Raw genomic sequence first — 24,100 nt, forward strand, 5'->3', positions numbered from 1 at the left:
GTGAACGCACCTGTTCTCAGATTGTCCGGTTTCGGCAAACATTTCGGGTCGCTGCGCGTCTTTTCAGACATCGATCTTGACGTCATGCCAGGCGACCGGATTGCCATTCTGGGCGCGTCGGGTTCCGGAAAAAGCACGCTGCTTCGTTGCATCAACGTCTTGGAAACACCGAGCGAGGGACGCCTCGAACTGGATGGAGACACGGTGGGGCAACCTTCGAAATCCGGAGACATGCGCTTTTCGGAGCGCGAACTGTGCGCCTTGCGCCAGCGCGTCGGCATGGTGTTTCAGCAGTTCAATCTCTTTCCGCACATGACGGTCGCCGGCAATGTCGCCGAAGGATTGAAGACAGTGTGCGGCGTTCCGGCACAAAAGGCCCTGGAAAGGGCGGTCACAGAACTTGAGCGCGTCGGCCTTGCGGACAAGGCGGACACATTCCCGTCACGGCTGTCCGGCGGGCAGAAGCAGCGGGTCGCGATTGCACGTGCGCTCGCGATGGACCCGGAGATCCTGCTCTTCGACGAGCCGACATCCGCGCTTGATCCGGCGCTGGTCGGCGAGGTGCTCGGCGTTATCGAACAGCTGGCGACCGAGGGGCGCACCATGCTTCTGGTGACGCACGAAATCGGATTTGCCTATCACTTCGCCACACGGGTCCTGTACCTGGCCGAAGGCGGCATCTACGAGAGCGGGACGCCCGACGACGTATTGAAAAACCCGAAACGCCCACTGACGCAGCAATTCCTCGCAGAACACCGGCGATTTCAGTTTTAGACCTTTTCTGGAGAGCATACTTCGATGAACACGTCTGCAAGCGCGCAAGGTTATGTCGCGGATCCGCGGAACGAAACCGTCCTGGTCTACGTTGATGGACAACTGGTTCCACGACGGGAGGCTGTTGTCTCTGTCTTTGACAGCGGGTTCGTTCTGGGAGACGGCGTCTGGGAGGGGTTGCGGGTCGTGGACGGGCGCATTCTCCAGTTGGATGCGCATCTCGACCGCATGTTCGAAGGCGCAAATTCCATCGCGCTCGATGTCGGTGTGACCCGGGACGATCTCAAGACCGCCATTCGCCGGACGCTTGATGCCAATGGCATGACCGACGGGGTTCACATCCGGCTGATGGTGTCGCGCGGGCTCAAGAGTACACCGAACCAGGATCCGAGATTCGTCATCGGCAACGCAACCGTCGTGATCGTAGCCGAATACAAGTCACCGCGGTCCGACACGAAGACGAAGGGGCTTGGGCTGTTCACCTCCACGTTCCGCACCAGCGGGCCCGATGTTTTCGATCTGCGTCTCAATTCCCACAGCCGGCTCAACCTGATCCAGGCGCTGATCCAGGCGATCAATGCAGGTGCGGACGAGGCGCTGATGCTGGATCCGCGCGGCTTTGTCGCCAGCTGCAATTCGACGAACTTCTTCATTGTCCGGGGCCGGGAACTCTGGACGTCCACAGGAGCATTTTCCTTCAAGGGATTGACGCAAAAAGCGGTGATCGATAGCTGGCTAAGCAAAGGCAACGTTGTCCGTGAAAAAGACTTCACGCTTGCAGAAACCTATTCGGCCGACGAGGCTTTCATCACCGGAACACTTGGGGGTGTAACTCCTGTCGTGCGCATCGATGGACGCACCATCGGGCCCGGAGTGCCGGGACCGGTGACGTTGGAAGCTGAAAAGGCTTACAAGGATTGGGTCTTGCGCTAGAACGTTGGGAACGCTACCAGCGGCGAAAAGCCAGCCGAATACGAACAAGTGCACGGGACCATGAACAAACCGCAACTGATGTCGCAAAACCGGGTCAAACCCGTCAAGCGTGAGACGTTCAGCAACCAGATTGCGGGCAATCTGCGCCGGGCGATCATCAGCGGTGAGATCGAATCCGGCAGCCAGATCACCGAATCGGATCTCGCCGCCAGGTTCGGGGTGAGCCGGGGGCCTCTGCGCGAAGCCATGGGGCAGGTCGCGGCTGAAGGTCTGATCGAGACCATTCCCTACACGGGCACGCGCGTTCTCAAGCTCTCACCCGAGGATGTCAGGGAGATCTATTCTCTCAGGACAGCGCTTGAAACACTCGCCTTCCGTGAGGTTTGGGACCGCCGGAACGACGCCTTCGCATGCGAACTGGAAGCGCGCCACAAGGATCTTCTGGCAACGCTGGAACTTGATGATCACGTGGCATCAAGCGAGGCGGAAGTGCGGTTTCATTCGCTCGTCTACGAGATGAGCGGGCACAAGCTGCTCCTGGAAAGCTGGCGCCGGATCGCCGGGCGGCTGCAGCTTTATCTTGCGGAGCACCAGAGGGCGCATGGCCGCAAGGGTCCGATCGAGGATGCACATGAACGCTATCTGCAGCTCGCGCTCGGTGAACGGCTGGATCTCATGCTCAAGGAAATCGACGCCCACATGCAGCGCGGGGTCAAGCAGATCGAACAGTATCTGGGGGTCGCGGAGTAGTTCTTTTGCGGCCGCTATCCGTTCGCGGCGGCAATCTGTTCCCAAACCTCCTTCGGATCGGTTGCGCCGGACGGTTTTTCCGCACGTTTGAACCAGTAAGCCGCGTTTCCCAGATCGCCTTCGATCAGGTGGCAGAGTGCATGGATCCAGTCATGGATCTTTTCGCCTTCCGCGTCCTGGCAGATCATGTGCGCCCGTTCCCATTCCGGACCGAGGCCCAGCTCACCTTTCCTGAGCCACCAAAGCGCCTTTTGCGGAGGCGTGAAATCCGCGGGAGGTTCGTCGGACGATACGTCCGTCAGTCGTTCGTCGGGCATAAGTCGCTCCTGAGATCGCCAATCCATGTGCAAGCATTGCCTTTCCGGGCCGATATTTGAAGAATAAATCGCCAGATCAGATTTTTGTCGGTTAAGAACGAAGGAATGAGCGAGTCGAACGTCAGAAAAGCCAATCCAACCGTGCAGGACGTCGCGCGTGCGGCCAAGGTCTCCACGGCAACCGTCAGCCGCGCGCTTTCCGCGCCCGAGCGCGTGTCGGTCAAGACACGCGACAAGGTGGCCAAGGCGGTTGAGGAGACGGGATATGTTCTCAATCACGCCGCCAGAAACCTCCGCCGGCGCGATACGGGCACTATCGTGGCGCTGGTTCCCGATATTGGAAACTCTCATTTTTCCAACATCCTTCAAGGGATAGAGACAGTATGTGCGGCAAAGAACCTGAAGGTTCTGATTGCCGATACGCGCAAGCCGTCCATGTCGCGTTCAACCGTCAGTGATTTCTTCAGCAAGAACAATTGCGACGGGATCGTCATCCTCGACGGACATTTCTCGATTTCCGATATCCGCGCGATGAACCCGAAGCTGCCGCCGATCGTGGCCTGCGGGGAATGGAGCGATGACCCGGCCGTGCCGATCGCCGTGGTGGACAATCTGCTCGGTGCGCGCCTGGCGGTCTCCCATCTTCTGGAATGCGGGCACACGAAAATCGGGCATGTTACCGGGTCGCTGACCCACAAGCCGGGCAGGGACCGGCTCGACGGGTACCTGTCGACGTTGGCCAGCGTCGGGCTTGATCCGGAGAAGAACTGGCTATTCGAGGGCGATTACACGCTGGATGCCGGCGAAAAGGCAGCCGAACAGTGGCTCCGGATGAAGGACCGCCCGACGGCGGTCTTCTGCGCCGCCGACCGAATGGCCTTCGGCTTCATATGTGCCCTGAACGAAGCCGGTGTGCGGGTTCCCCGGGACGTCTCGGTCGTAGGGTTCGATGACATCGACATTGCCGGCCATTTCGTGCCGCCTCTCACAACGGTCCATCAGCCGCGCAGGGCGGTCGGGGAACAGGCAGCAAGGCTGCTGCTCGACCTTCTTGAAGGCGCGCCGCCCGAACAGGGCAACATTCAGCTGAAGCCCTGGCTCGTTGCGAGAAAAAGCACTGCGGCGCCTTCTCAGAAAGGCTGAACGGCTCCATCACCTAGTACCCAGTCATGTCTTCCGGCTGGAAGCCCTGGGCTGGAGACGGTTTCTTGCCGAGAATGCTCTTCAGAATGTTGTTCATTGTCGCCCGGTCGTTGTCGAAGCCGCCATGGACCTTGCTGTCCGTGATCGTGTCGCCGCGTCCTGCATAATGGAGTTTGTGCGCGGGTTTCAGGGCGAGGTCCTTGCTGAAGTTTTCCATACCCAGAAGCGGCATCTTGCGCTTGTCTTCAAAGGCGTTGGACACGAGGTAAAGAAGTGACTTCCTGTAGGGGCCGACGGAATCGTCCTGTTCGCGCTGGTCGATCAGATTGTACTGAACCAGCTGCGCGATATCGGATGCGGCATTCTTTCCGCCAATCCGGGGGTGATAGAACTTGTTGAAGAAATCGATCGTGCAGGCTGGTGCCATCAGCGAACAGGACTGAACCGGTTCGGAGAGCGGGTTGACGGAGTTGAGCCGGTCAAGCAGATGACCCAGAAAAATCCCGCCGGCACTGTGCCCGACCAGATGGATCTTGAGCGGCTGCTGGCGCTTGGCATTGCCCTTGAGCAGTATGTTGAGCGCCTTGCTTCCGCCGCCTGACGCCAGGAAGGACTGGCCGGCATCGCGTTTCATGTCGCGCCAGATGGCCCTTCCGGGAAGGCGCACTGCCGTTTCGAAAACGCGATCGAAAAAGTCCGATACGCTGCCGACACGTGCGGCCGCCTTGGCGTTCGATGCAAAGATGATGTCTCCAAGCGTCTCGAAGAACCCCGTCTCCCACATGAAGTGTATCGGATAGATGCCGTTGCGCTTGAACACTTCCTTCATTTTGCGGACGCGGTTCGCCGAGGCGTTCTGGTTGTTCAGGCCGCCATGGGCGTAAAAGAGGAGGTGTTTGTAGTCGCGTCCTGCGGTCGCCTCTTCATCTGCGAGGAAGTTCGCGGTTTCCTGGAGGCTGGAAACAGGGGTCGGGTATTTGCCGGTCTCAACGAGATTGCCGTCGTCGAGATGGATGATGTGCCCGACGATCTCCTCGTGACGGGGACCGCGCGCGGTTGGCGAATCCAGGAGATTGCGACTGGTGTCTTCCTGTGACCGAACCGTGAGATCGAACGAGTCGGGTGTCGGGACATTCAGGCGCAGGACCCAGGCATCCATGATGTTTGCCGACCAGTCCTCGTAACGCCAGCGCGCGATCCCGGGATTTCCGTCGAAACCGCCCCAGCCTTCTCCCCAGGAGTTCTGAATCAGGAAGCCCTTGTCGTCATATCCGACGATGATGAACGCATGACCGCCCTCCGTCACGTTCGAGGGCGCGATGTCTCCGCGGCGCGGACGCTGCCAGCCGCGGTGAACCATCGCGGAGGCGTATATGACGCCTGTTTCATTCAGGGCCGCATGGTAGTCAATGATCTGGGGGCGCAGGCGGTAATAGGCACCCAGGCCGACCATTCTGGCATCCTCGGCCTGGTGTTTTTTCAGATACCAGTTCCGCTCTCCCTCAACGTAAGGTGCCAGGTCCTCGCTGCAGACGCCATTGTTGAAGAACCCCTTGAGAGCCGCCCTTATGCTCGATCCTTCGTAGTCTTCGCCCGGCCATTCGTCGTTCAGTTTCGCCATTTCGTAGAGCATGCGCGCACTCGCGGGAGATATCTCCTCCGGGTCTGAAAACCGGCTGTGCCGCGTGCGGTTGAGCAACGTGATTGCGCTGGAAAGTGCAAAGCCGGTGCACGACCCTTCGCCTCCCTGGTCGCGGATCGGGCTCAGTTTCGGAGCAGGAGACTGCATCGAAAGAGCAAGGCCAAGAAGAGAAGGCTCGTACATGCGGTCGCGCAGGTCGGTCGCATCCCGCGGAACATTCAAGACACGTTGGCCAAGAGAGGGGCCGGCGACAGGTTGCGACGCCTTGACCGCGGGTGCCTTCTTTTTCGCCGCCCGGGATTTTGTTTTCTTGCCCTGTTTCGGCTTGGCAGAACGCTTGGCCATGTTGTCTCCCCCTCATGAATATGTCTGGTTGCAAATAGGTTGTATTATTTTTTCATGTACGTCTACCGAGTATAGGCGCGAACGTGAGGTGGCGCAATTACCCTACGTAAGTTTTGGCTTGGCGACAGGAGTTGCGACACGCCTTTTGATCGCTGGTGCGGCGGCACTGGTCGACCTCCCCGCGCCGATCTGTTGATTTTGCTTGGATTTGCGGTCTAGTCTTTATGACTAAGGAGACAGGTACAGGATCGAGTGGGGCTGCGTATGAGACAGATCGTTTGCGTGCTTGCACTTGTTTTCCTTGTCGTCTTCAGCCATCCGGCGATGGCGAAACGCGTCGCGCTGGTGGTTGGCAATGGTGCGTATGAGTACGCCCCCTTGCTTGCAAATCCCGAGAACGACGCAACCGCGGTTGCAACGGTTTTGAGGCGTCTCGATTTCGAGGTGATTGAAGGCATCGATCTGACGCGCCTGGAATTCGAGGCGAAGATCAGACAGTTCGCTCGCGCTATTCGCGGGGCCGACATCGCCCTGTTTTATTTTGCCGGTCACGGCTTGCAGGTTGCCGGGAAAAACTATCTTGCCCCGATCGAAACCCGGCTGCTTGACGAAGCCGATCTCGAGTTCGAGGCAATCGGATTGCAGGTTGTCCTCAGGCAGATGAACCGAGAGCCGCGGACAAATCTGGTCATCCTCGATGCATGCCGCAACAATCCGCTGCTGCGTAACCTTGCGGCGACGATGGGCTCACGTTCGGCAAGTGTCGGGCAAGGACTTGCAGCCGTCGAGACGGGCATCGGCACACTGATTGCCTATTCCACCCAGCCTGGAAATGTCGCGCTGGACGGTGCGGGTGAAAACAGCCCCTTTACCGGGGCGCTCGTCCGGCATATCGAGACGCCCGGCGAAGATATCGGCGTTGTCATGCGCCGTGTCCGTCAGGACGTTATCCAGGAAACGGACGGACGGCAGGTGCCATGGGACAATTCTTCCCTGATCGGATCAGTCATTTTGAAGGCACCTGAACCGGTCGCGGAACGTGCGGAACCTGTTCAACAGGCAGCGATTGCGCCAAATTCTCTTCATGACGAGCTGGCTTTGTACGGTGCGGCGGACAAGCTGAATACACCGAGGTCCTGGGCGCTCTATTTCCGGTCTTATCCCGAAGGATCGCTTTCGAAAAGCGCCGAGACGCTGGAAGAAGAAGCCTTGCAGTCAGAAGTGAGGTATCGTGTTTTCGGACGATACCGCACACCCCTGGAAGGGACGGAGATCAGCGGTGACATGCGCCGCGTGGCGCTGGACATGATCCGGTTGCCGCAAGACAAGGTCAAGGCTGTTCAGACAGCGCTTGCCACGCGCGGCAATGACGTCGGCACGGTGGACGGACAGGCCGGAAGCAGAACGCTCAACGCCCTGCGCGTTTTCCAGCGCTATAACGGCCTTCCCGATACCGGCTATCTCGGGCGTGCGACCGTATCCGCCCTAGGTGTCCTTGATGAAAGTCTGGACTACGTCGACGTCTTTGCGACGTCCGGTGCCACCGCGCGTCTCATTGACGAAGCCTCAACGCGCCTCCTGGAAACGGATCCCAGGCTGCACAAGCTGATCGGTGCCGTCCCCGGCCGCGAGATGATCTACGGCTATTTCCAGGGGAGGCTCTACGCGGCCATCTACATGGGATCGACTTTCGGAAGACCGGATATCGAGCAACTGCTCGACCGGTTTGACGGCAAGCTCGTCGAAATCAATTCGGCAGAAGAACACGCGTTCGTGGTCGAGATGGTGCGGTTTGATCGCAAACTGTGGACGCGCGGAACTCGTGGGCTGTTCAATGACTATGGCCCGACAATTGGTCTTGAGACCGTCGATGGGCGTGCGCAATGGCAATCCGGTGCGAAACTGACTTTCACGAACTGGGCGGGCGGCCAGGCCCGGCGCAGTGGCCGGCAACAGTTCGGAATGCTGGTGCCCGCCGGGCGCGTGCAGGCGGACGCACAGGTTGTCGAGCGCGCGGCGTGGGCGCTGGCGGAAACCGCATCGCATTCCATCATTGTCGAGATCGACTGACCTCAAGATCCACAGCTTGTCTGCCCGGGCCCTTGAACCCTCGGCCAGCGATGCCCTTCGCATGACGGCTTCGACCAGCGCGGTCTTCGCAGCCGCAGCGCAATTGCAACAATTGGAAACAATTGGATCATATTGCTGCAAATCAGCCGGTCTAGCGTCCCCATGCAGGCGACGGGACACGATGCCTGTCCGTCTTCGACAAAATACAGGTTGAAGGTTGGGACAGCAGGCTGTTTCATAGTCGTTGAAAGAATGACCCCGGAACCGGGGCGCCTTCCAGACCGGTGGTTTCGCTCATAGTGCCGCCGGTTGAACAAGAACGGATCGGCGAAGGACGTGTGCAGACAAGTCCGGGCAAGGCGGTCCAAGGGGAAGAAACGAATAATGGCAGGGTCGAGCGGCGCGTCGCCGAGCGGGGAAGATACCTTTCCGAAAATTCTCTTGCGCAACGCACGGGAGTTTGGAAACCGGACGGCGTTCCGGGAGAAGGACTACGGGATCTGGCAGAGCTGGACGTGGTCACAGGTATGCGAGGAAATCCGCGCTCTTTCAATCGGGCTAAAATCACTTGGACTGGAAAAGGGCGACAAGATCGCCATTGTCGGTGCGAACCGTCCGAGGCTTTACTGGTCCATGGTCGCAGCCCAGGCGCTTGGTGCCGTACCGGTGCCCGTCTATTCCGATTCCGTTGCCGAAGAGATGGCTTATGTTCTGGGTCATGCGGAGGTAAAGTTCGCGGTCGTCGAAGACCAGGAGCAGGTCGACAAGCTGCTGTCGATGTCCGACGAAGTTCCCACCCTCAAGGATGTGATCTACGACGAGATCCGCGGCCTGCGCGACTACGATCACACGCATTTGCACGCCTATGAAACCGTGCAGGACAAGGGCCGCGCCCTGCAGGCGGAGAACGCAGCGCTTGCCGGCGATTGGGAGCAGGGATTTGCCGGGGGCAAAGGATCGGACATTGCCGTGATGCTCTATACGTCCGGAACGACCGGACGTCCCAAAGGTGTGATGCTGTCTTTCGACAATCTGGCGATTTCGGCCCGGAACGCGAATGTTTTCGATCATCTCGATGAAACCGAGGAAGTGCTCGCCTACCTGCCGATGGCCTGGATCGGCGACCACGTGTTCTCGCTGGCGCAGGCTTTCACGGCCGCCTATTGCGTCAACTGCCCGGAAGGCATGGACACGATCGATGTCGATCGCCGGGAAATCGCACCGACTTACTTCTTTGCGCCACCAAGGGTGTTTGAAACCCTGCTGACAGAGATCATGGTGCGCATGGAGGATGCCGGCAAAACCAAGCGTTCCATGTTCACCTACTTCATGGATGTTGCGCGCAAGTCCGGTGAGAAGATCCTCAACGGCGAAACCGTCGGGTTCAAGGACCGGCTGCTTTACCGGCTCGGTGAGTTTTTCGTCTACGGGCCCTTGAAGAACCGGATGGGGCTGACGCGGATGAAGGTCGGCTACACCGCCGGTGAAGCCATCGGACCCGAGATCTTCCAGTTCTACCGTTCGCTCGGCCTCAACCTGAAGCAGCTCTACGGGCAGACGGAAGCCAGCGTTTACATCACCCTGCAGCCGGACGGCGAGATCTTCGGCGACACGGTCGGCAAACCGGCGCCCGATGTCGAGCTGAAAATCGCCGACAACGGCGAGGTCATGTACCGGTCCCCGGGCGTGTTTGTCGGTTATTTCAAGAATGACGAGGCAACGGAAAAGACCAAGACGCCGGACGGCTGGGTGCATACGGGTGATGCGGGCATCATTGCCGAAAACGGGCACCTGAAAATCATCGACCGGGCCAAGGATGTCGGCAAGCTCAATGACGGTGCCCTGTTTGCTCCCAAATACGTCGAGAACAAGCTGAAGTTCTTTCCGAACATCAAGGAAGCAGTTGCCTTTGGCCACGAACGCGACATGGTCGCGGTGTTCCTCAACATCGATCTGACTGCCGTCGGATCCTGGGCGGAACGCAACAACGTCAACTACGCCTCCTATCAGGAACTCGCGGCCCATTCGGACGTCTACGCGATGGTTGAAAGCCATGTCGACCAGGTCAACCGGGACCTTTCGCGCGAACCGATGATGGCGGGTGCCCAGATCAAGCGCTTCCTGATCCTGCACAAGGAACTGGATGCCGACGACGGGGAGCTGACACGGACCCAGAAAGTGCGGCGGAGCTTCATCGCGGAACGGTATGCACCGTTGATCGAGGCGCTCTACGACGGCTCAACCTCCAAGCATATCCGCACGGAAGTCACCTTCGAGGATGGCCGCAAGGGGGCGATCGAAGCGACCGTCGAGATCCGCGACATGGAAACACATGATCCCGGCAAGGGCTATCAGGAGGCCGCCGAATGAATGCCTTTGCAACGGACATGGCAACGGCTCCGGCCGGAGCTGCCGAAACGTCGGCGCGCGAGGAATTGCTGCGGGTCGACAACGTGTCGCTTTCCTTCGGCGGCGTGAAGGCCATCACGGACATTTCCTTCGATATCCTGAAAGGTGAGATCAGGGCGATCATCGGTCCGAACGGGGCCGGCAAGACCTCGATGCTCAATGTCATCAACGGATTTTATCATCCGCAGGAAGGCACGATCACCTGGCAGGGCAAGGAGCGGCGCAAGATGAAGCCGTACGAAGCCGCCAGCCAGGGGATTGCGCGCACGTTCCAGAACGTGGCGCTCTTCAAGGGCATGACCACGCTCGACAACATCATGTCCGGGCGTTCCTTGAAGATGAACCGCAATTTCTTCTGGCAGGTGATCTGGCGCGGACCGGCGGAACGCGAAGAGATCGAACACCGCCGGAAAGTCGAGGACATCATTGACTTCCTGGAGATCCAGGCAATCCGCAAGACGCCTGTCGGGCGCCTGCCCTACGGCCTGCAGAAGCGGGTCGAGCTTGGCCGTGCCCTGGCGATGGAACCGGACCTGCTCCTGCTGGACGAACCGATGGCCGGGATGAACCTGGAAGAGAAAGAAGACATGAGCCGCTTCATCCTCGACGTCAACCAGGAATTCGGTACCACGATCGCGCTTATCGAGCATGACATGGGCGTGGTCATGGACCTGTCCGACCGGGTGGTCGTTCTCGACTACGGCAAGAAAATCGCCGACGGCCCGCCCGAAGAAGTGCAGGCCGACCAGAACGTCATCGACGCCTATCTCGGCGTAAGTCACTAGGGGAAAGTGAAACGATGCTCTACGACATTTTCATCGATCCCTTCGTGCAGATGTACGACATGCCGGATTTCTTCCTTCAGGTGCTCTGGGAAGGTTTCGTGGCGGGGATCCTCTACGCGCTGATCGCGCTCGGTTTCGTGCTGATCTTCAAGGCATCGGGCGTTTTCAACTTCGCGCAGGGCATCATGGTGGTGTTCGCCGGGCTGACCCTGGTCGGCCTCAACGAGAACGGCGTTCCCGCCTACCTAGCCCTTGCCCTGACGATCGGCGCCATGGGTATTCTCGCCTACGGCGTGGAACGCGTGGTCATGCGGCCGCTGGTCAACCAGCCCGACATCATCCTGCTCATGGCGACCATCGGGCTGACCTATTTCCTGATCGGGTTCGGCGAGTTCGTCTTTGGTGGCGAGCCGAAGCAGATGATCACCGAGGAACTCGGACTTCCGACCGGCTCGACAGCCATCGAATTCGGGGAACGCGGCCTGATCATCCTGCAGCATATCGATATCGCGGCCGCAGTGATCGCGGTGCTGATGGTGGCGGCGCTCGGCATCTTCTTCAACAAGACGCGGATCGGCCGGGCACTCCGGGCTGTTGCCGATGATCACCAGGCCGCGCTATCGGTCGGCATCTCGCTCAACCAGATCTGGGCGATCGTCTGGTTTGCGGCCGGGCTCGTGGCCCTTGCGACCGGGATCATGTGGGGCGCGCGTTCCGATGTCTCGTTCGCGCTTGAAATCGTCGCCTTCAAGGCGTTGCCGGTGCTCATCCTCGGCGGCTTCACCTCCATTCCCGGCGCGATTGTCGGCGGCCTGATCATCGGGTTCGGCGAGAAGATCGGAGAGCTCTACTGGGGCGGTCTCGTCGGCGGGGGCATCGAGTCCTGGCTGGCCTACATCATCGCCCTGATTTTCCTGCTGTTCCGGCCGCAAGGTCTCTTCGGCGAACGCATCATCGAGCGGGTATAAAGAATGTTCTATCGCGAAGCAGGCCAATTCAAGACGAGCTACAAGGCGGACCAGGCGCTCATGCCGATCCTGCAGGACCGGGTCGGTCTCATGGTCATCCTGGCCATCGCCTTTGTAGTGATACCGGTCTTTGCCAACGACTTCTTCCTGACGTCGATCATGATTCCGTTCCTGGTGTTTTCGCTGGCGGCAATCGGGCTGAACGTGCTGACGGGTTTCTGCGGGCAGCTTTCCCTGGGGACCGGTGCCTTCATGGGCGTCGGCGCTTATGCGGCCTACAAGCTCACGACGATTTTCCCGGACGCCAACGTTATCCTGATGGTGCTGCTTTCAGGCGTGTTCTCGGCGGCAATCGGTGCGGTGTTCGGATTGCCGAGCCTGCGCATCAAGGGGCTATACCTCGCGGTGACGACGCTTGCGGCGCAGTTCTTCCTGGAGTGGTGCTTCATCCGGATCCGGTGGCTCTACAACGACAACGCCTCCGGAGCGATCGAGATCCCGCATCGTGAAGCCTTCGGCCTGGTGGTCTCCGGCGCGGAGGCAACCCCGATCGTGCGGTACTTCATCGTGCTCAGCATCACCGCGCTGATCGCCTACCTGATGGCAAACGTGCTGCGCGGACGGATCGGGCGCTCCTGGATGATGATCCGCGACATGGACATTGCCGCCGAACTGATGGGCATCCGCCCGCTGCAGACCAAACTCATGGCGTTTGCCGTGTCGTCCTATATCTGCGGCGTTGCCGGCGCGATGATGGTTTTCTTCTGGCTGAACGCCGCGGAACCGTCATCCTATTCGATCGCGCTGTCCTTCCAGATCCTGTTCATGGTGATCCTTGGCGGCCTCGGCAGCCTGAGCGGATCGTTCATGGGGGCGGCGTTCATCTGGATCCTGCCTGTGTTCCTGAAATTCATTCCCGGTACCATCGGGATCAACCTGGCTGCCGAAACGGTCGAACATGTCACGTTCATGATCGTCGGCGCCCTCATCATCTTCTTCCTGATCGTGGAGCCGCACGGGTTTGCCCGGCTCTGGCAGATCGCGAAGCAGAAGCTCAGGGTCTGGCCCTTCCCCTACTAGGAGGCCAGTCATTTTGAACGTCATCCGGATTTGGACCGGTCCGGAGAGGAATGGCGCAACAGGTCTGGCGGTGCCGGATGGTCCGGAGCCGCATGGGAGGAGAAACATGAAACGCATCAAGCAAATTGCGCTGGGAACCGCTGTTGCGCTCGGGGTCGGAATTTCCGGCCTGGCCACACCGACGGTCGCCCAGGCTGAAGACAGCAACTACGTGCCGCTGCTGACCTACCGCACCGGTCCGTTTGCCGCTTCCGGCATTCACATTGCCAACGGCATGCACGACTACCTGAAAATGCTGAACGAGCGCGACGGCGGTATCGGCGGCGTGAAGCTGGAGCTCGAGGAATGCGAGACCGGCTACAACGCCCAGAAGGGCGTCGAGTGCTACGAGGCGACGAAGGGCAAGGGTGCGCTGGTCTACAATCCGTATTCCACAGGCATCACGCTGCAGCTGATCCCGAAAGCGGGCGTGGACAAGATCCCGGTCCTGTCGATGGGTTACGGCCTGTCCGCCGCCGCGGACGGCTCCACGTTCCCGTGGGTCTTCAACGTGCCGGATACCTACTGGGACGGTGCGTCCGTCGTCATCAAGTATATTGGCGAGCAGGAAGGCGGTCTCGACAACCTCAAGGGCAAGAAGATCGGTTACATCTTCCTGGATGCTGGCTACGGCCGCGAGCCGATTCCGCTTCTGGAGCAGTTGGCCGAGAAGTACGGCTTCGAGCTGCTGCAGTACCCGGTCGGCGTCAAGGAAATGCAGAACCAGTCATCACAGTGGCTGAACGTGCGCCGTGACCGTCCCGACTACATGGTCATGTGGGGCTGGGGTGCGATGAACCCGACCGCCATCAAGGAAGCCGTGAAGATCCGCTTCCCGATGGACAAGTTCATCGGTGTCTGGTGGTCCGCAGGCGATGATGACGCCGCTGCGGGCGGCGAAGGCGCCAAGGGCTACAAGGCCATGAACTTCTCCGGTGTCGGCAGTGATTTCCCGGCTCTTGATGACATCAAGAAGCACGTGATCGATGCAGGCCTCAGCTCGACCGATGCCAGCTCGATCGGCGGCACACTCTATAACCGCGGTGTCCTGAACTCGGTCATCATCGCGGAGGGTATCCGCACGGCACAGGAACTGACCGGCAAGAAAGTCATCACCGGTGCGGACATGCGGATGGGACTGGAAGCGCTCGATCTCGACGAAGCCCGTCTGAAGGAACTCGGTCTTGCCGGTTTCGCGCATCCGATGAAAGTCACCTGTGACGACCACGCCGGCAGCCATCCGGTCTTCATTCAGGAGTGGGACGGCCAGCAATGGCGTCAGGCATCCGGCTGGATCGAGCCGATGACCGACATTGTTCGCCCGCTTCTTGAAGCAGCTGCTGCCGAATACGCGCAAAAGAATGCGCCGTGGCCGGAGCGCACCGAGCCCTGCCCGAACTGATAAGGCAGTCCGTTCCGCCGCGCACCAGGCGCGGCGGAACATCCCAGGAGAGAGTGGAATGGCATTGCTGGATGTAGAACAGAACGGTTCGGATGGGGCGGCGGACGCTGCGGAGACGATCCTTTCGGTCAACAATATCGAGGTCATCTATGACCACGTGATCCTTGTCCTGAAAGGCGTGTCGCTGACAGTTCCAAAAGGGGGCATCGTGGCGCTTCTGGGCGCGAATGGTGCGGGCAAGACAACGACCCTGAAGGCGATCTCCAATCTCCTGAGCGCCGAACGCGGCGAAGTCACAAAGGGATCCATCCTGTTCGATCAGGACGAGGTTCAGGCCCTGTCGCCGAACGAACTCGTCCGGCGCGGCTGTATCCAGGTCATGGAGGGGCGCCACTGTTTCGGCCACCTGTCCATCGAGGAGAACCTTTTGACCGGCGCTTACACCCGCAAGGACGGGCATGCCGCGGTCAAGGCCGACCTTGAGATGGTCTATAACTATTTCCCGCGGCTGAGAGAGCGCCGCCAGAGCCAGGCAGGCTACACCTCCGGGGGCGAACAGCAGATGTGCGCAATCGGACGCGCGCTGATGAGCCGGCCGAAGATGATCCTGCTGGACGAGCCCAGCATGGGTCTTGCGCCCCAACTCGTGGAAGAGATTTTCGAGATCGTCCGGCAGCTCAACGAAAACGAAGGCGTGTCCTTCCTGCTGGCGGAACAGAACACCAATGTCGCGCTGAAATACGCGACGTACGGATACATCCTGGAATCCGGTCGTATCGTGCTCGACGGAGATGCAAAGGCACTTCGGGAAAACGAGGATGTGAAGGAATTCTACCTGGGCGTTGGCGGCGAGGGACGCCGCTCGTTCCGGAATGTCAAACATTACAAGCGAAGGAAGCGCTGGCTGGCCTAAAGGGTGAGTGACCTTGAAGCCATAGACGCGGAGACGACCATGAGCGACCAACAGTTTGATGCGCGCGAGCGGCAGGACCCCGCTCTGCGCGAACGGGATCTCTTTGTCCGATTGCCGGAACTCATGGCACATGCCATGCGCCGTGCGCCCAGTTGGGCCGAGCATCTGGAAGGGTACGATCTTGCGGGCATCGTCGACCGCATATCGCTGGCCGCCCTTCCGATCCTTCGCAAGTCTGACCTGATGGAACGGCAGAAAGCCAATCCGCCGTTCGGCGGATTTCTGGCGGGCGAACTGTCCGAAGCCGCGCGCGTCTTTATGTCTCCCGGACCGATCTGGGAGCCACAGGCGCCGGGCGTCGATCCCTGGAATGGCGCACGCAGCCTGTTCGCTGCCGGCTTCCGCAAGGGCGATACGGTGCTGAATGCGTTCTCCTATCACCTGACGCCGGGGGGCTTCATTCTCGATCAGGGTGCGATTGCCCTCGGATGCACGGTGTTTCCGGCCGGTGTCGGGAATACGGACACACAGGTCGAGGCTATCGAAGTTCTGCAGCCATCGGGTTTTGTCGGCACACCCGACTACCTGAAGGTGCTGCTCGACCGGGGACGGGAACAGGGCCGTGATGTTTCCTCCATCAAAAAGGCGCTTGTCTCCGGCGGCGCCCTGTTCCCGTCCCTGAGGCAGGAATACGAGGATCAGGGCATTCAGGTCGCCCAGTGTTACGCGACCGCCGACCTCGGCGTCATCGCCTACGAAACCGAAGCCCGGACCGGCATGGTCGTCAACGAGGATTTCATTGTCGAGATCGTGCGTCCGGGAACCGGCGAACCGGTGGAAGACGGGGAAGTCGGCGAACTGGTCGTGACCAATTTCAACACGCTCTATCCCTTGATCCGGTTCGGAACCGGTGATCTGTCCAAGGTGATTCCGGGGCGGTCGGCATGCGGACGCACGAACATGCAGCTTGCCGGCTGGATGGGCCGTGCGGACCAGCGCACAAAGGTCAAGGGCATGTTTGTCGACCCCGCGCAGATTGCTCAGATCGTTGCGGCGCATCCGGAGGTCAGCAAGGCCCGCCTCGCCGTCAGCCGAGCGGGCGAAAGCGACACGATGACCCTGTCGGTGGAAACGGACATAAGCGCTGATGGCCTGACGGACCGGGTTGCCGTGACGCTCAAGGAAGTGACACGGCTGAAGGGTGACGTTGAAATCGTTCCGCCGGGCGCCCTGCCCAACGACGGCAAGGTCATCGCCGACGAGCGCGAATACGGCTGAGGGAGTTTCCCGGAACCTCAGAACTTGCACAAACGAGACGGATTGGATGCCATGGTCACGCAATAACGTCTCTGTCGGTCATTGCCAGACTTGATCTGGCAATCCATGCCGCTTTTCTTCGTCAAGCAGCGACGCGCTTCTTAAGGAGACGAAACGGAATGGATGCCATGGTCGAGCCATGGCATGACCCGGAGTGTGTGAGAGTCGCGCGACGGCCGGTCTGTCAGGCACCATGCCTCCCGGCATGCCGGGCTCTCCGGCCCCGGGTCTTACTTCGTCCGCCCGGGGTGACGAAGGAGAGGTCGATGCGCATGAAAACGTCATTCGAGAGAAATGAGACGAGGCCGAACGCTGATCTTGCAATCCAGCAACATTCCCTCGCCACGGGCGCGCTTACACACGGGTATGTTCACGCAATAACCTCTCTGTCCGTCCTTGCCAGACTTGATCTGGCAATCCGTGCCGCTCTGCTTCGTCAAGCCGCGACGCCCTCCTTACACAGACGAAACGGCATCCAAGACGTATCGGACTGTTCTTTGCATGTGATCCGGCGCGATTCTCTCACGTAAGCGCTATGCCGCATTGGCCTTGACCGAAGGTTGGCCTATGTATGGCATGAGAGGATACGCCGCTGAGGGACTTGCCGAGCCGATGAACGTTCAACCGACCACCCCGCTGACCGCCGACGAGGGGGCTGACAAAGCGGCCGAATTCCGCAAACTGCACCTGCCGGGAGATCATCCGCCCGTCAAGAGCGGCAAGGTCGGCGTGTTGCTGGTCAATCTTGGCACTCCCGATGCGACGGACTACTGGCCGATGCGCCGATACCTGCGCGAGTTCCTGTCCGACAAACGCGTGATCGAATGGCCGCGGGCAATCTGGTATCCTATCCTCTACGGCATTGTGCTGATGACCCGGCCGGGAAAGTCCGGCAAGGCCTATGACGAGATCTGGAACCACGAGAAAGACGAGTCTCCGCTCAGAACCATCACGCGCAGCCAGTCCGACAAGCTGGCCGAGGTCCTGGGGACAGAAGGCGACCGGCTGAAGGTGGACTGGGCGATGCGCTACGGGCAGCCGTCGATCCCCGACAAACTGAAAGCGCTCAAGGACGAAGGCTGCGACAGGATCCTGGTGTTCCCGCTCTATCCGCAGTATTCGGCAACGACCACGGCAACGGTGAACGATGTCGTCTGCAAGACGCTGATCGACATGCGCTGGCAGCCTGCCATCCGCACCGTGCCGCCCTACCATGACGACCCGGTCTACGTGACCGCGCTCGCGAACTCTGTCAAGGAACACCTTGCCACGCTCGATTTCGAACCCGACGTCATCCTGACGTCCTACCACGGCATTCCGCAATCCTATTTCAAGCGCGGAGACCCGTATCACTGCCACTGCATGAAGACGACACGGCTGATGCGAGAAGTGCTTGGATGGGACGACCAGAAACTTCGGGTGACGTTCCAATCCCGGTTCGGGCCCGAGGAATGGCTGCAGCCCTATACGGACAAGACCGTTGAACAACTCGCCAAGGACGGCGTTTCCAAGGTCGCGGTCATGAACCCGGGGTTTGTGGCTGATTGCCTGGAGACGCTCGAGGAAATCGCAGGGGAAGTCGGCGAAATCTTCGAGGAAGCCGGTGGTGAAAATTTCACGCATATTCCCTGCCTCAACGACACTGGACTGGGCATGGACGTGATAGAACACATTGTCAGGCGCGAACTCGGCGGCTGGCTCTGACGCGATCCGTCTCCTTCTGCAGACCCTTTTGAAACCAACGCTGCCGGTTTGCCGGCAGCGTTGGTTCTGTTTTTCACACACCTCTTGAAAAAGGGGTGGGAAGCGCGGTGGTCCTGCCGTGCCGAACCTGTAAATGCGCTGGAACGACTCACGCAAAAAGAGCATAGTGGCCGCGGAAATTCAGACGTCTACAGGAGACATTCATGCCAATCGATATCGATGGAGCCAGTATTGTCCTGATCGCTCTCGTGGTCCTGGTCATCCTGGTGTTCTTCGCCGGGGTCAAGACCGTTCCCCAAGGCTACAACTACACGATCGAACGGTTCGGCAAGTACCGCAAGACACTGTTGCCGGGCCTGAATTTCATCATTCCGTTCATCGATACGGTCGGCCACAAGCTGAACATGATGGAACAGGTTCTCGATGTTCCGTCCCAGGAGGTGATCACGCGGGACAATGCGACTGTGACCGCCGATGGTGTCACATTCTACCAGGTGCTCGATGCTGCACGTGCCGCCTACGAGGTCCTCGGGCTGCAGAACGCGATCCTTAACCTGACGATGACGAATATCCGCTCGGTCATGGGATCGATGGATCTCGACAGCCTCTTGTCCAACCGTGACGAAATCAACGCAAAGGTGCTGCGCGTCGTTGATGCTGCAGCCGAGCCCTGGGGCGTCAAGATCACGCGTATCGAAATCAAGGACATCAACCCGCCGCGGGATCTGGTCGACGCCATGGCGCGCCAGATGAAGGCCGAGCGAGACAAGCGTGCCTCCATTCTCGAAGCGGAAGGCAAGCGGCAGTCTGAAATCCTGCAGGCGGAAGGTGAAAAGCAGTCGCTCATCCTGGAGGCCGAAGGCCGGCGCGAATCGGCTTTCCGGGATGCGGAGGCGCGCGAGAGAGAAGCGGAAGCGGAGGCCAAGGCAACGCAGATGGTCAGTGCCGCGATTGCTTCCGGTGATGTCCAGGCGATCAACTATTTCGTCGCGAACAAGTATGTCGAGGCGTTCAAGGCGCTGGCGACGTCCCGCAACCAGAAAACGCTGATCCTGCCCATGGAAGCGACCTCGCTCCTCGGCTCCCTGAGCGGGATCGGCGAGATTGCCAAGGAAGCCTTCGGGGACAAGACGCAGGAAGACCGCACATCGTCGCGTGTTCCGAATACCGGCCGTCCCGAAGGAGACCCCACTTGACGCTCATTGAAAACACGATCAGTGCACTTGGGCCCTGGACCTGGTTCGTGCTGGGACTGCTTCTGCTCGGCCTGGAGATCGTTGCTCCGGGCAGCATCTTCCTCTGGTTCGGGCTGTCTGCGCTCGCCGTCGGTGTCGTTGCCCTCATCTTCGATCCGAGCTGGCAGGTGCTTGTCAGCCTGTTCCTAGTTCTGTCGATCGTCAGCCTTCTGGTCGGCCGGCGGATGATGCGCAGATTGGCATCCGAAACCGGAGATCCCGGTCTCAATCAGCGCGGCAGCCGTTACATCGGACGGGAATTCACCTTGCAGAAACCACTCAGCGAAGGCTCGGGAAATCTTTCCGTCGACGACACGATCTGGCGAATCACCGGCCCGGACCTTCCGGCGGGAACAAAGGTGCGGGTTGATGCGATCGACGGGGCCAGGCTGGTGGTTTCCCAGGTTGAGTGATTGCGATCCAGAGGGTGATCCAGCGGCCGCCGCCCTGGGCCGGGGCCTCCTGCATGGGGTTGCTCTGGTCCCGGATCAGGTCCGGGACGGCGCGGACAATTGGTCTTGACCCAGGGCTCTGCGTAGGCGTGAAGACAGTGTCCGCACTCTCCCTGTTTCCCGCTCCCTTGGGGGAGAGGGTCAGGGTGAGGGGATAAACGTCCGTGGAGAATTGACAGTTCTGATCCCTCACCCGGCCTTTCAGGCCGACCTCTCCCACCGGGAGAGGTGACTGGGCCGGCGACCGGTTCAGGGCATGACGCAAATCCCCCTCTTTCGAGACGCACGCAAGCGTGCTCCTCAGGATGAGGCCGAGGATTTGGATAGCCATGTTTGACTGATTGTGTTGTGCGGTTGCTGCGATCAGGCTGACCCTGAAAGACGTCCGCAACGTAAAAAACCTCATCCTGAGGAAGGCCGCAGGCCTGTCTCGAAGGATGGGCCAGATGGCAAAGTACTTGGCCGATCCTTCGAGACGCACGCAAGCGTGCTCCTCAGGATGAAGCGGAGCATCGGAGTGAGCATAGTCCTGATGAACGCGTGAGATTCGGGGACGGTGAGGCTGGGTCTGTCCATATGGCATCCGGGAACCTTTAGCACCGTGCCTCCCCGATCCCGGCTCGCGCACGGCCCGGATTATGAAGACTTGAAGTTCCCTTATTCCGGATCAGCTGCGCTTGTCCGGAAAAGCCTCAGGAACTTCAGAGTTTGTGACCTGGCGGGACCGGGGGTTCTTCGGCTTTCAGAAGGATGCCGATGCGCCTGTTCGCAGCAAGATACGGGTCGTTCGGAAACAGCGGTTCGGTGTCCGCTTTTCCGACAACGGCGAAGAACTGGTCCTCGGGGACGCCGTACTCCGCAAGGATCTGGCGCGCGACGTTTGCGCGTTCGCTTGACAGATCCCAACCGGTGTAACTCGGATCGTTGGTCTGCTGGCCCGCCGTCGTATGGCCGGTGATCTCGACGCGATTGGGCATGCGCGCCAGTACCGGTGCCATCTTCGCGATCAGCCGCCTTGTTGTCTCATAAGGGTACTTGGAGCCCTCGCGGAACATCGACCGGCCATCCTGGTCGACCAGCATGATGTTGAGGCCTTCTTCGGATTCTTCGAGAATGATGTTGCTCGAGACTTCCGTGATTTCCGGCATTTCCTGCCAGGCCTGGCGCAAGGAGGCGGCCGCGGTCGCGAATTGGCGCGGCTTCTCGATATCGGCTTCCAGCGTGTCGTGGGTATTGGCTTCCGGGCCCTGCTTGCGGCGCTTCTCGTGCCGCTCCTGTGAGAAGTCCGAATCGTTTTCCTGTTCGACCTGGCTGATGTCCTTCATGTATTCCCGGATGGGAATGCCTTCGACCTCGATAATGCCCGTGCGGCGCGAGGTTTCCTTGACACCGAAAGCTTCGCGCATCGACCCGGCGACGACCTGAAGTTTCTCCTTGTCCTGAATGGAAAAAGAGATGATCAGAACGAAGAAACACACCAGCAGCGACATAAGGTCGGCAAAGGTGACCAGCCAGTCCGGAGCGCCGCCACCACCTTGCTGCTTTTTCCTTGCCATGTGCTCCTGCCCGTCCGGTTAGCCTGTTAAGCCGCCTCTGCCAGTTCGGCGCGAATTTTCTCCGGCAGGTACGCCACCAGCATTTCCTTGATGAGCGCAGGGCTCTTGGATTCGCGGATCTGGCAGACACCGTCGATGATCAGTGTCTGGTTGAGTTCGTCCACGTCGAATTTCGCATCGAGCTTGTCGACGAGCGGCAGGCAGATGATGTTCGAGATAAGGGCGCCGTAAAGCGTCGTCAGAAGGGCGACGGCCATCGAGGGACCGATCGCGGCCGGATCGTCCATGTTGGCAAGCATCTGGACGAGACCGACCAGCGTTCCGATCATACCGAAGGCCGGCGCGGAATCGCCGAGCGCTTTCATGACACGTTTGCCTTCGGACAGACGCGACAGCTGCAAGTCCCGCTCGCGCTCCATCGCTTCCTTGATGAACTCAAGCTCATAACCGTCGGCGATGTATTGGACACCCTTTGCCAGGACCGGATCCGAGACGTCGACGTTTTCCAGCCCCAGCGGGCCGGACTTGCGGACGATTTCGCCGAGATTTGTGATCTCCGAGATCAAATCGCGCGGGCTGTTGCCCTTGCCTGAAAGAGCGACCTTGAATCCGGTCACGAACGCGGCCGCGATATCCGACAGCTGAAACCGGACAAGGGTGGCGGCCAGGCCGCCACCGATCACGATCAGCATCGAGGGTACGTCGACAAACTGCGTGAAGCTGCCGCCAAGGAAAATAGCGGTCAACACGATGCCAAACGCACCCAGGATTCCGATAAGGGTCGCCAGATCCATTCTGATCACACACCAAGGTCTATGGCATCAAAGCCAGTTAAACTTGGGAGCAGTCTAAGACCGTTATGGCTAATCAAATCCTAATGCGCTTCGACGAAGTGCATGGAATACGAGTTTTTTTGGCTCTGCTGACGGATTTGTGACCGGTCGCTGCCGGTGCATCTCCGGCAAAAAATCAGGCGGCGCCGATCCGCAGCAGATCATGAAGGTGCACGATACCGACGGGCCGGCCGTCTTCAATCACGAACACGGACGTGATCGACAGGCTGTTCACCAGTTCAAGGATCGAGGCGGACAAGGTGTCCGGGGCAACCGTTTTCGGTGACGGCGTCATGATATCGCCTGCGGATTTTTCCAGGAGGTTCGTGGCAACATGCCGCCGCAAGTCACCGTCGGTGATGATGCCGATCAACTGGTTCAACTCGTCCGTTACGCCCAGAACCCCGAAACCGCGCTGGGTCATCAGCACGATGCCTTCGCTCATGGACATGCCTGCGGACACCAGCGGCAGTCTTTCCCCGGAATGCATGATGTCCCTGGCCGTTTTCAGGCTGGCACCGAGCCGGCCACCGGGATGAAAGACGCGGAAATCCTGCGCGGTGAACCCGCGCCCTTCCAGGAGCGCGACAGCAAGGGCATCTCCGATGGCGAGCTGGATAAGGGCGGAAGTCGTCGGCGCCAATCCGTGCGGACAGGCTTCTGCAACGCTCGGCAGCTTCAGAACGATGTCCGATGCCCGCCCGAGTGCGCTGTCTTCGCGGGACGTGATGCCGACCAGCGGCACCTTGAAGCGCCGGGTGTAATTCACGATGCTGGCAAGTTCCTGCGTCTCCCCGGACCAGGACAGGGCCAGGACCACATCCCCGTTGCCAATCATGCCCAGGTCGCCGTGGCTTGCTTCCGATGCATGAACGAAGAACGACGGCGTTCCCGTTGACGCAAGACTGGCGGCGATTTTCGTGCCGATGTGCCCGCTTTTGCCAATACCCGTGACAATGACGCGGCCGGCGCTTTTGCTGATCAGTTCAAACGTGCGTTGAAACGGACCTGACAGTCCGTTTTTCAAGGCGGCGCGGACAGCGCTCAATCCAGCGATTTCTGTCTCCAGGGTCCGTTCCGCTGACACGACACTTTGGGCGAGGAGGTCGGCGGCCTGATCAGAAGGGGAATCGGGAGATGGATTTGCCATATGATCTTTCTTTTTCAAGGTTGAGTAGCACTAGGATACTCGTTCGCTCGGATCAAGAAGAAGCGACCGCGAAATTGCTCGGGAATCCCGTCTTTCACACTCTGTCGGTCCAGATTGCGCCAAATCTATGAAAAAGAGCGCATTTGACCGGTTCGCAACCTGGTTTTGGGGACGTTTTGCGCATGCGGACGGTTTCTGTGTGAAAGCTGTGACTGCAGGGCGTTTGCACTTTGTCATTTTGCAAAAAAGAAACGAAGGATTAACCAACTTTCGTCAGTTTGAA

At 59.6% G+C, this 24,100-nt stretch carries 20 protein-coding genes; 15 read left to right on the forward strand and 5 right to left on the reverse strand.

What is annotated here, in order from left to right; genetic code table 11:
- Genes RDA78_RS11080 through RDA78_RS11090 form a run of 3 tightly spaced genes read left to right on the forward strand, consistent with a single transcriptional unit; the run spans position 1 to position 2,457 of the window.
- Positions 1 to 774 (forward strand): amino acid ABC transporter ATP-binding protein, encoded by a 774-nt coding sequence (locus RDA78_RS11080; RefSeq protein WP_434055371.1) that lies wholly within the window; start codon positions 1 to 3, stop codon positions 772 to 774.
- Between the two features lie 24 nt (positions 775 to 798).
- Complete coding sequence (locus RDA78_RS11085) at positions 799 to 1,707, forward strand: aminotransferase class IV (RefSeq protein ID WP_434055372.1); 909 nt, start codon at positions 799 to 801, stop codon at positions 1,705 to 1,707.
- Positions 1,708 to 1,767: 60 nt separating this feature from the next.
- Positions 1,768 to 2,457: a GntR family transcriptional regulator gene (locus tag RDA78_RS11090; RefSeq protein ID WP_434055373.1), complete on the forward strand. Its 690-nt coding sequence runs from the start codon at positions 1,768 to 1,770 to the stop codon at positions 2,455 to 2,457.
- 14 nt (positions 2,458 to 2,471) lie between these two features.
- Here the strand turns inward: RDA78_RS11090 and RDA78_RS11095 are convergent, their stop codons facing one another.
- Positions 2,472 to 2,774, reverse strand: coding sequence for a hypothetical protein (locus RDA78_RS11095; RefSeq protein WP_434055374.1), 303 nt, complete (start codon positions 2,772 to 2,774; stop codon positions 2,472 to 2,474).
- A gap of 105 nt (positions 2,775 to 2,879) precedes the next feature.
- Between RDA78_RS11095 and RDA78_RS11100 the strand changes: the two genes are divergently transcribed.
- Positions 2,880 to 3,917, forward strand: a complete 1,038-nt coding sequence (locus RDA78_RS11100; protein WP_434055375.1) for a LacI family DNA-binding transcriptional regulator — start codon at positions 2,880 to 2,882, stop codon at positions 3,915 to 3,917.
- A gap of 13 nt (positions 3,918 to 3,930) precedes the next feature.
- On the opposite strand, the gene RDA78_RS11105 is transcribed toward RDA78_RS11100, so the two are convergent.
- On the reverse strand, positions 3,931 to 5,904 hold the full coding sequence (locus RDA78_RS11105; protein ID WP_434055376.1) for a C1 family peptidase: 1,974 nt from the start codon (positions 5,902 to 5,904) through the stop codon (positions 3,931 to 3,933).
- 264 nt (positions 5,905 to 6,168) lie between these two features.
- On the opposite strand from RDA78_RS11105, the gene RDA78_RS11110 reads away from it, so the two are divergent.
- The 11 genes from RDA78_RS11110 (at position 6,169) to RDA78_RS11160 (ending at position 20,239) form a co-directional block, all read left to right on the forward strand.
- Positions 6,169 to 7,974: a caspase family protein gene (locus RDA78_RS11110; protein ID WP_434055377.1), complete on the forward strand. Its 1,806-nt coding sequence runs from the start codon at positions 6,169 to 6,171 to the stop codon at positions 7,972 to 7,974.
- Between the two features lie 384 nt (positions 7,975 to 8,358).
- Entirely contained in the window at positions 8,359 to 10,344 is a 1,986-nt protein-coding gene (locus RDA78_RS11115; protein WP_434055378.1) for an AMP-dependent synthetase/ligase, read from the forward strand.
- 17 nt (positions 10,345 to 10,361) lie between these two features.
- The gene (locus RDA78_RS11120; protein ID WP_434056133.1) at positions 10,362 to 11,168 is read left to right on the forward strand and encodes an ABC transporter ATP-binding protein; all 807 of its coding nucleotides are present in this window, start codon (positions 10,362 to 10,364) and stop codon (positions 11,166 to 11,168) included.
- 14 nt (positions 11,169 to 11,182) lie between these two features.
- The gene (locus RDA78_RS11125; RefSeq protein WP_434055379.1) at positions 11,183 to 12,136 is read left to right on the forward strand and encodes a branched-chain amino acid ABC transporter permease; all 954 of its coding nucleotides are present in this window, start codon (positions 11,183 to 11,185) and stop codon (positions 12,134 to 12,136) included.
- A gap of 3 nt (positions 12,137 to 12,139) precedes the next feature.
- Complete coding sequence (locus RDA78_RS11130; RefSeq protein ID WP_434055380.1) at positions 12,140 to 13,216, forward strand: branched-chain amino acid ABC transporter permease; 1,077 nt, start codon at positions 12,140 to 12,142, stop codon at positions 13,214 to 13,216.
- Positions 13,217 to 13,322: 106 nt separating this feature from the next.
- Entirely contained in the window at positions 13,323 to 14,657 is a 1,335-nt protein-coding gene (locus tag RDA78_RS11135) for an ABC transporter substrate-binding protein (protein ID WP_434055381.1), read from the forward strand.
- 58 nt (positions 14,658 to 14,715) lie between these two features.
- Complete coding sequence (locus RDA78_RS11140) at positions 14,716 to 15,570, forward strand: ABC transporter ATP-binding protein (RefSeq protein ID WP_434055382.1); 855 nt, start codon at positions 14,716 to 14,718, stop codon at positions 15,568 to 15,570.
- 39 nt (positions 15,571 to 15,609) lie between these two features.
- Positions 15,610 to 16,848: a phenylacetate--CoA ligase family protein gene (locus RDA78_RS11145; protein WP_434055383.1), complete on the forward strand. Its 1,239-nt coding sequence runs from the start codon at positions 15,610 to 15,612 to the stop codon at positions 16,846 to 16,848.
- A 651-nt stretch (positions 16,849 to 17,499) separates the two neighbouring features.
- The gene (gene hemH, locus RDA78_RS11150; RefSeq protein ID WP_434056134.1) at positions 17,500 to 18,591 is read left to right on the forward strand and encodes a ferrochelatase; all 1,092 of its coding nucleotides are present in this window, start codon (positions 17,500 to 17,502) and stop codon (positions 18,589 to 18,591) included.
- A 203-nt stretch (positions 18,592 to 18,794) separates the two neighbouring features.
- Positions 18,795 to 19,787 carry an SPFH domain-containing protein gene (locus tag RDA78_RS11155; protein WP_434055384.1) on the forward strand — a complete coding sequence of 331 codons (993 nt, stop codon included), beginning with the start codon at positions 18,795 to 18,797 and terminating at the stop codon, positions 19,785 to 19,787.
- Positions 19,784 to 20,239 (forward strand): NfeD family protein, encoded by a 456-nt coding sequence (locus RDA78_RS11160; protein WP_434055385.1) that lies wholly within the window; start codon positions 19,784 to 19,786, stop codon positions 20,237 to 20,239. Before RDA78_RS11155 ends, RDA78_RS11160 begins: the two co-directional genes overlap by 4 nt.
- Before the next feature lie 740 nt (positions 20,240 to 20,979).
- Here the strand turns inward: RDA78_RS11160 and RDA78_RS11165 are convergent.
- The 3 genes from RDA78_RS11165 to RDA78_RS11175 all read right to left on the reverse strand — a co-directional run bounded on the left by RDA78_RS11165 (position 20,980) and on the right by RDA78_RS11175 (position 23,817).
- Positions 20,980 to 21,834, reverse strand: coding sequence for a flagellar motor protein MotB (locus tag RDA78_RS11165; protein WP_434055386.1), 855 nt, complete (start codon positions 21,832 to 21,834; stop codon positions 20,980 to 20,982).
- Positions 21,835 to 21,860: 26 nt separating this feature from the next.
- A complete protein-coding gene (locus tag RDA78_RS11170) occupies positions 21,861 to 22,628 on the reverse strand; it encodes a motility protein A (protein ID WP_434055387.1) in 768 nt (255 codons plus the stop codon).
- 175 nt (positions 22,629 to 22,803) lie between these two features.
- Complete coding sequence (locus tag RDA78_RS11175; RefSeq protein ID WP_434055388.1) at positions 22,804 to 23,817, reverse strand: KpsF/GutQ family sugar-phosphate isomerase; 1,014 nt, start codon at positions 23,815 to 23,817, stop codon at positions 22,804 to 22,806.
- Between the last annotated feature and the right edge of the window lie 283 nt (positions 23,818 to 24,100).

This window comes from Roseibium sp. (assembly GCF_051016195.1).
GTDB lineage: Bacteria > Pseudomonadota > Alphaproteobacteria > Rhizobiales > Stappiaceae > Roseibium.